General features: G+C 72.8%; 8 protein-coding genes. 4 read left to right on the forward strand and 4 right to left on the reverse strand.

Translation table 11 applies throughout. The features are described from left to right. Positions 1 to 62: 62 nt before the first annotated feature. A complete protein-coding gene (locus tag ACIO3P_RS31385) occupies positions 63 to 851 on the forward strand; it encodes an SAM-dependent methyltransferase (protein ID WP_329826619.1) in 789 nt (262 codons plus the stop codon). Between the two features lie 77 nt (positions 852 to 928). On the opposite strand, the gene ACIO3P_RS31390 is transcribed toward ACIO3P_RS31385, so the two are convergent. Further along, positions 929 to 1,330 carry a DUF6221 family protein gene (locus ACIO3P_RS31390; RefSeq protein ID WP_329826618.1) on the reverse strand — a complete coding sequence of 134 codons (402 nt, stop codon included), beginning with the start codon at positions 1,328 to 1,330 and terminating at the stop codon, positions 929 to 931. A gap of 214 nt (positions 1,331 to 1,544) precedes the next feature. On the opposite strand from ACIO3P_RS31390, the gene ACIO3P_RS31395 reads away from it, so the two are divergent. Genes ACIO3P_RS31395 through ACIO3P_RS31405 form a run of 3 tightly spaced genes read left to right on the forward strand, consistent with a single transcriptional unit; the run spans position 1,545 to position 4,206 of the window. Beyond that, positions 1,545 to 2,381 carry an alpha/beta fold hydrolase gene (locus ACIO3P_RS31395; RefSeq protein WP_401849942.1) on the forward strand — a complete coding sequence of 279 codons (837 nt, stop codon included), beginning with the start codon at positions 1,545 to 1,547 and terminating at the stop codon, positions 2,379 to 2,381. Beyond that, complete coding sequence (locus ACIO3P_RS31400; RefSeq protein ID WP_401849944.1) at positions 2,369 to 3,637, forward strand: hypothetical protein; 1,269 nt, start codon at positions 2,369 to 2,371, stop codon at positions 3,635 to 3,637. Before ACIO3P_RS31395 ends, ACIO3P_RS31400 begins: the two co-directional genes overlap by 13 nt. A gap of 41 nt (positions 3,638 to 3,678) precedes the next feature. Then, entirely contained in the window at positions 3,679 to 4,206 is a 528-nt protein-coding gene (locus ACIO3P_RS31405; RefSeq protein ID WP_329826615.1) for an N-acetyltransferase, read from the forward strand. Between the two features lie 14 nt (positions 4,207 to 4,220). Here the strand turns inward: ACIO3P_RS31405 and ACIO3P_RS31410 are convergent, their stop codons facing one another. From ACIO3P_RS31410 to ACIO3P_RS31420, 3 genes are read right to left on the reverse strand one after another with little or no spacing between them, the layout of a single operon-like run. After that, positions 4,221 to 5,489, reverse strand: coding sequence for a cytochrome P450 (locus ACIO3P_RS31410; protein WP_401849946.1), 1,269 nt, complete (start codon positions 5,487 to 5,489; stop codon positions 4,221 to 4,223). A gap of 33 nt (positions 5,490 to 5,522) precedes the next feature. Then, positions 5,523 to 6,386 (reverse strand): methyltransferase domain-containing protein, encoded by an 864-nt coding sequence (locus tag ACIO3P_RS31415; RefSeq protein ID WP_329826613.1) that lies wholly within the window; start codon positions 6,384 to 6,386, stop codon positions 5,523 to 5,525. A gap of 26 nt (positions 6,387 to 6,412) precedes the next feature. Beyond that, positions 6,413 to 7,846 carry an FAD-dependent oxidoreductase gene (locus tag ACIO3P_RS31420; RefSeq protein ID WP_329826612.1) on the reverse strand — a complete coding sequence of 478 codons (1,434 nt, stop codon included), beginning with the start codon at positions 7,844 to 7,846 and terminating at the stop codon, positions 6,413 to 6,415. Positions 7,847 to 7,943 lie beyond the last annotated feature (97 nt).

The following is a 7,943-nucleotide window of genomic DNA, read 5'->3' on the forward strand; positions in this document are numbered from 1 at the left end:
ACCGCGTCCACCCGGCGCGTCGGCGATCGCGGCGGCCCCGGTCACCCACACAGGAGCACCTCATGACGGCACACCCGCCGCCCCAGTCCCGGATCGACACCAGCAAGGCCCACCCGGCACGGGTGTACGACTGGCTTCTCGGCGGCAAGGACAACTACGCGGTCGACCAGGTGGTCGGGGAGCGAATACCCCCGGAGGCCAAGGGCAACGCCTTACGGAACCGGGCATACATGCGGCGCGCCGTCGCCTGGACGGCGCGGCAGGGCGTCGACCAGTACCTCGACATCGGTACGGGGATCCCCACCGAGCCGAATCTCCATCAGGTCGTGCAGGAGATCATCCCGACGGCCCGGATCGTCTACGCCGACAACGACCCCATCGTGCTCCGCCACGCCGAGGCCCGGCTCACCAGCACACCGGAGGGCGCCACCGACTACATCCAGGCGGACGTCCGGCAGCCGGAGACCATCCTCGACCACGCCCGCACCCTGCTGGACTTCGACCGGCCCGTCGCGCTCTGCCTCATCGCGCTGCTGCACTTCGTCCCCGACGAGGACGACCCGTACGGGATCACCCGCACCCTGGTGGACGCCCTGCCCTCCGGCAGCTATCTGATCTTCTCGCACACCACCTTCGACGAACACCCCCAGTACAAGGACGTCGTGACGACCGCGTACAAGGAGGGCGAGATCCCGCTGCGGATGCGGGACCGTGCGGAGGTGGCGCGCTTCTTCGACGGTCTCGACCTGGTGGAACCCGGGCTGGTGACGGCCGCCCACTGGTACAAGGACGGGCCGGCCCCGGAGCCCGAGCTGAGCGGGTTCTACGCGGGCGTCGCACGCGTCCCGTAGCGCTTTGCGACCTCCCCGGCGGACCGGCACCGGCACCGGTCCGGTCCGCCGGGGAACTCCCCTCGTGGGGAACGTCCCTAGTGGGAGAACCGGGGCAGCCACTTCACCTGGTAGTCCGCGTGGTGGGCGTGCTCCGCGGCCATCTGGCGGACGACGAAGCCCAGTCCCACCGCGCGGCCGGAGGCGAAGCCGTCGTCGGGGCGGTCCACGTCCAGGGCCGCGACCTCCGCGTACTCGTCGAGCAGCACCCGGCTCGTCTCGATACGCCGGAGCGTGTACGCCGGATCCTGACGGGCGATGTGGCCGTCGTACCCGTGGGTGCGCAGGCTGAACGCGATACTGCCGGTGCGGTCGTGGATCTCACCGGGCTGCTCGGGCGGGCACCGCCAGGAATCACCGCCGGCTTCGCGCGCGATCCGCTCTTCCTCGTCGAGGCGTGCCCGCACGAACGCCATCAGTCCAGCGTTGTGGTCTGTCATCTGGTTCCGGTCCTTCTGGCCATGACGGATCCGCTCCGGGCAGTGCCCGTGCCGGGTCCGTTCCACTCGTCCCGCAGAGCATGCCGCACTTCGCGGGCCGCCCGCTGCGCCGTCCACCCCGACCATCACCCGTACGAGGTCGGCCGAAGCCGGTGACCGGCCCGCGCCACGGGTAGCTACCTGACGTACACACATCGTGAGGGGCTGGAGTGTGATGGACCCACGGGAGAGCGGCAGCGGCACCCTGGCCGTACCGGGAGCCAGGCTCCACTACGAAGTGCGCGGCGAGGGGCCGCCGTTGCTCCTCATAGCCGGCGGCAACTCGGACGCGGACGTGTTCGGCGGGCTGGCCGCCGTGCTCGCCGCCGGTCACCGTGTCGTCTCCTACGATCCGCGCGGCAACTCGCGCAGTGTGCTCGACGGGCCGCCCGCCGACCAGCGGATCGAGGTGCACGCGGACGACGCGTACCGGCTGCTGGACGCGGTGGCAGCGCCCGGCGGGACGGCGTCGGTGTTCGGAAGCTGCTCGGGCGGGCTCATCGCGCTCGAACTGACGCTCCGCCACCCGGAGAGGGTCAGGTCCGTGGTCGTCCACGAACCGCCGTCGCTGAGCCTGCTGCCGGACGCCGAGGACCAACTGGCGTTCATCGAGGAGGTCCACGCGGCGTTCCGCCGGGAGGGGGTCGGGGCGGCGATGGCGAGGTTCAGCGCCCTCTTCGGCGGCCGGGCCGCGCCCGCGCTGCCCGAGGCGCAGGACAACAGCGCGTTCTTCCTGGCGCACACGATGCGGCCGTTCACCCGCTTCCTGCCCGACGTGGCGGCGCTCGCGCCGATGGCGGAGCGCATCGCGGTCGCGGGCGGCCGGGAGTCGCGGACGCAGGTGGCGCACCGTCCCTCGGTCGTCCTCGCCGAACGGCTGGGCCGGGAACTGGTGGAGTTCCCCGGCGGTCACTCCGGCTACGCGAAGTGGCCGGCGGAGTTCGCCCGGCTGCTCCTCGACGTGTTCGCGGCGCTGCCCACCGGCCGGGGGCGGGCGCCGTGCGGATCGTGATGGGGGCGCAGAACTGCGGCTTCGGGCCGGCGGCCGAACTCGTCGCGGTCTCCCGGCTGCTCCCCGGCCATCACCGGGTGTTCGTGGGGGACGGCGTGGCGGCCTCGTTCGCGCGCCGTAACGCGGACGCCTTCGACGTCATCCACGAGATGTCCCGGTCGGAACCGGTCCAGGCCGCCGCGCTCGACGGGCTGCTGGCCTCCTGCGACCAGGTCGTCTCGGTCATGGACGCCGAACTGGCCCTGCGGGCCGTGGTGGCGGGCCGGCCCGTCGTCATGGTGGACAGCCTCTACAGCTTCTGGCGGACGGAGCGCCCACCGGCCGCGATCGGCGCCTTGTGCGCGAGCCTGCCGCGCACCTCCTTCGCCGCCGCGGACCGGCATCTCGCCCTGCTCTCCCCGCACGAACGCGTGCTCGCCGCGCATCTGCTCGCCCACCACAGCGTGGTGCAGAACTTCCCGGGCGTCGCCGGCCGTACGGCCGCGTTCGCCGCCCTCGGCAGCGGCCCGGTGACCCATCTGTCCGGGCCGGTGATCGACCTCGCCGGGGTACGCGACGTACCGCGCGGCGGCGCACCGGAGTACGACCTGCTGATCAACGTCGGCGGGTTCAAGAACTTCCTGCTGGACTTCGACGTCAACAACGACTACCTGCGCCTGCTCGACCGGTGGATTCCCGATCTGCTGCGCGACTGGCCCCGGTTCCCGCGTGTCCTGGTCTGCGGCGGCCCCTACGGCGCACACCGCGAACGGAGCCACGAGATCGCCGGAGGGCGGGCCGACTGCCGTTTCCTGCCGCAGCGGGCACTGCTGCGGCAGGTCGCGACCGTCCCGCACCAACTGCTGGCGCCGGGGCTCACGGCGCTCCACGAGGCGCTGGCGCTCGGCCGGCTGCCGCTCGGGCTGCACGAGCAGCACTACGCGCACGTCTTCACCGTACGGCGACTCGGCTCCACGCTCTTCGGACGGTCGGCCGGGCGGTTCGCGGATGTGCTGCCGCGGCACCGGATACCCGAGGACGACGTCGCCGGGACCGCGGCCCTCGTGGAGATCGCCGCCCGGGTCCGTACCGACGACACGCTCTACGCACGGTTCCGGCGCACGCTCAACGAGCGGATCGAGCGGTACGTCGCGCTCACCCCGGCGGAGCTGCGCCACGGCGTGGCGGAGCTGCGGGACGTCCTCGGCGGTCCGCAGCTCTCCTCGGTGCTCGCCACGATCTTCGGAGAGGCACGGGGCGGGGCGCCGGCGGAGTAATCCCTTTGCCCCGCGGCGCGGCGCCGTTCCAGACTGTGCCGGTGCTGATCCGACGCGAGACCCCCGCAGACCATGCCGCCGTACGGGCCGTCACCACGGCCGCCTTCGCGACACCGGAGAGGCCGGAGCCCGTGGAGGCCCCGCTCCTCGACGCGCTGCGCGCCTGTGAGGACTGGCTGCCCGCGCTGTCGCTCGTCGCCGTCGGCGACCGGGGCGGGGAGGAGGGGCAGGTCGTCGGGCATGTGGCGTGCACACGCGGGCGGGTCGACGGCGCCCCGGCGCTGCTGCTCGCTCCGCTCGGCGTGCACCCCGGCCATCAGCGGCGCGGCGTCGGGCTGGCGCTCGTCCACTCCGTGCTCGGCGCGGCGGACGCCCTCGGCGAACCGCTCGTCGCGCTGCTGGGCGACCCCGCGTACTACGGCAGATACGGCTTCCGGACCAGCACGGAGTACGGGATCGTGCCGCCGGAGCCGTCGTGGGGCGCGTACTTCCAGGTCCGCACGCTCTCCACGTACCGGGAGGCGCCACGGGGCACCTTCCGGCTCGCGGAGCCGTTCGACCACCTCTGACTCCGGGCGTCGCCTCAGACCGGCCCGGTGAGCGTGACGGGAAGTTCCTCCAGGGCGCGCATGATCGCGATCTCCCGCCAGCGGATCTCGTCCTCCGGCACCCCGAGGGAGAGCCCCGGGTAACGGCGCAGCAGTGAGCTGATCGCGATCTCGGTCTCCATCCGGGCGAGGAAGGCGCCCAGACAGTTGTGGATGCCGTGGCCGAACTGGAGATGGCCCTCGTTCTTCCGTGTGATGTCGAGCGTGTCGGGCGCGGCGAACCGGTCCGGGTCCCGGTTGGCGGCGGCGAGGACCACCTTGACCAGGGCACCGGCCGGGACGACCTGGTCGCCCAGCGGGATCGGCTCGGTCGCGACGCGCAGGATCGCGGTCTCCAACGGGCCTTCGAAGCGCAGCAGTTCGTCGACGGCCCGGGGCAGCAGGGCCGGTTCCGCCCGGAGCGCCGCGAGCTGGTCCGGGTGGCGCAGGAGGTTGAGCACGGCGTTGCCGATCCCGTTGACCGTGGTCTCGTGTCCGGCGATGAGCAGTTGTACGGCCATGCTCACCAACTCGTGTTCGGAGAGCCTGCCTTCGTCGGTGTCCCGTACCGCGATCAGCGCGGAGAGCAGGTCCCCGGACTCCTCGGTGCCCGCCGCCCTCTGACCGCTCTCCGGCCGCTCGGCGCGTTTGGCGGCGATGAGGTCGCTGAGGTAGCGGCGCAGGTTGCGCATGGCGTCGGTCGGTGACATGCCGTCCCCGACGTCGCCGGGGAGCACGAACATCGTCGTCGTCCACAGCTTGAAGCTGTCGTAGTCCTCCGGGGGCACCCCGAGCAGTTCGCAGATCACCGCGATGGGCAGCGGCGCGGCCACCGCCTCGATCAGGTCGGCGTGTGCGGCGTCCGGTCCGAGCGCGTCGAGCAGTCCGTCCATCAGCTCCTGGACCCGGGGGCGCAGGGCCTGGATCCGGCGGGCGGTAAAGGTCCGGTTGACCAGTCTGCGCAGCCGGGTGTGATCGGGCGGGTCGCTCGACAGCAGGGTGTGCGGCGCCTCGTTCTCCGGGTCGAGGTAGCCGTACGCGAAGGCCCCCAACGCCTTCTGGACGACCTCGCCGTCCATGGAGAGCCGGGGGTCGCCGAGCGCCGCCTGTGCCTCGGCGTAACGGGTGATCAGCCAGACGACGAGGCCGTCGGGGCGCTCGACGCGGTGCACGGGGCCGGCGTCCCTGAGCCGGGTCAGCGCGGGGTAGGGGTCCTTGAAGTACGCGGGGGTGTAGAGGTCGCGGACGGGGCAGGTCTCGGTCATGGTGTCGTCCTCCGGGAGACGTTCGTCGGCCGGTCAGCGGCCCGGGCGATGGGCGCTGATCAGGAGGTAGCCGAACTCGGGGATCTCCGCGAGGCGTTGCCAGCCGCGCAGCTCCTCCGCCACGGCCGCCGGGGGCGATCCCAGGTCGTTGAGGATCGTGTCGAGACGGTCGTTCGCCTGACGCCAGAGAGTGCGGAACGTGGGGCGGACGGTCCGGTCGGTGATGTCCGTGATCGCCTCGGGCTCGAGACCGGCGCCCGTCAGCAGCTCCGGGTACGCCTCCGGAGTGGCCAGGGACCTGATCATGTTGGCGCGCAGATAGCCGGCGACGGTCTCGTCGTCCTCGGCGCGGTCGGCGGGGATCGGCGCGCGGAGGACCTCGTCGGTCAGGACGAGCCGGCCGCCGGGCCGCAGCACCTTCGCGATCTGCGCGAGCACGGCGGGCCGGTCCATGTGCATGATCGATTCCAGGCCGAAGACCGCGTCGAACTCCCCCTCCTCGAACGGCAGGTTCATGGCGTCGGCGTACTGGAACACCACCTGCCCCGTCAGGCCCTCGGCCCGGGCGAGGCCGGTGGCCTTCGTGATCTGTTCCCGGCTGACGGTGACGCCGACGACCTCGGCGCCGGTGGCGGAGGCGAGCTTGACGGCGGGGCCGCCGACCCCGCACCCGAGGTCGAGCACCCGGCTGCCGGGTCCGGCGTCCAGCCCGCCGATGACCAGATCGGTGAGGCGTCCCATCGCGTCGGAGAGACCGCCCTCGTCCTCGGGGTCCTCCCAGTACCCGAAGTGCAGGCTCTCACCGAACGCCAGCAGTTCGGGCACCCGCGACAGCCGGTCGTAGCGGTGGCCGACCTCCTCCGTCGTCCACAGCGTCTCCTCGGTGCTTCGGCTCATCTCGCTGTCCTTCCGGTCGCCGGTGATCACTGCGTGGTGTCCTGTTCCGTTTTCCGTGCGGGCTCCCGTGGGTCGCGGGAGAAGAGCGCGCGCTCCCGCTCCGTGAAGGGCGGGGCCGTCAGGGGCGGGGCGCCGGGCCCCCGCAGGGCGCCGAGCACCGCCCTCGGTGCCAGCAGGCGGGACACCGGCGCCGACAGCGTGAAGATGTCGGCGATCGCGGCGGCGACGGCGGGCCGGGTGGCGGAGGCCCGCGCCGCGCGGGCGGAGTAGCGCCGCATCAGCTTCGCCGCTGCGCCGGGCCGGGGGCCGATGACGTCCGGGTACTGGACGTCCTGGCCGACGGCGAGGGCCCAGGCGTCGTTCACGGTGGCCGCGACGGCACGCTGGACGTGCCGCGAGCGCTCAGGGAGGTATCCGTACCGTTCCAGGTCCGTACGGAGCGCGGTCGCGGCCTTCGCCGCCACCGACATGCCGTGCCCGTACACGGGGTTGAACGCGGCCAGCGCGTCCCCGAGGGCCACGAACCCGTCGGGCCAGAGGGAGAGTTCCTCGTAGTACCGGCGGCGGTTGGCCGTGCTGCGGGAGCCGCACACCGGGCCGAGCGGCTGCGCCGCCTCGATGAGGTCGCCGATGACGGGGGTGCGCAGGGTGCGGGCGAACGGCAGGAAGCCCGCGTCGTCCGTCGGCGGCTGCGCGGGCCTCAGGCCCGTCAGGGTGACCAGCCACCGGCCGTCCTCGATCGGCAGCAGGGTGCCCGAGCGGCCGGGGACCGGGTCGGCGGGGCTCGGCATCACGGTCACGGCCGGGAAGTCCCGCTCCGCACCGGGCGGCACCCGGAACAGCCGGGTGGAGTAGGCGAGTCCGGTGTCGACGGTCTCCTCCCGTACCCGGGGTATCCCCAGCTCCTCCAGCCAGGTGCGCGCGGCCGAGCCGCGGCCGGTCGCGTCGACGACGAGGTCCGCCCCGATCAGCGACGCCTCGCCGGTGGCCCGGTCGCGGACCCGGACGGCGGTGACGCGGCGGCTGTCGCCGTCGAGCCCGGTGACGTCCGTGCCCTGGAGCAGGGTCACGCGCGGGTCCATGAGGACCCGTTCCCGTACGGTCCAGTCCAGCAGGGCCCGCCCGCAGGTGATGACGTACTGGAGGTCCGCTGACCTCGGCACCCAGCCCTGGGCGGTGGAGGAGACGAGGCCCTTCCGTACGCTGACGCGGTGCGCCCCGGCGGCGTAGAGGCTCTTGGTGACGCCGGGGACGAGCGCGTCGATCGCCTCCGCGCCGCTGGACATCAGCATGTGCGCGTGGCGCGCCTGCGGCACGCCTGTGCGCTCCTGGGGGCCGGCGGGCATCCGGTCGCGTTCGACCAGGGTGATGTGGTCCGCGTGGCCCGCCAGTGCGGCGGCGGCCAGGGTGCCGGCCAGACCACCGCCCAGGACCACCGCGTGGGTCGCTCGTGCTGCCATCGCCGTGACGTTCCTTCCTCGTGTGAACCGGGGGACGTGAGGTGGTGCGTACGTGAGGTGGCGCGTAGGTGAGTCGGTGGGTACGTCGGTACGTGGG

It is taken from the genome of Streptomyces sp. NPDC087310 (genome assembly GCF_044744405.1).
GTDB lineage: Bacteria > Actinomycetota > Actinomycetes > Streptomycetales > Streptomycetaceae > Streptomyces.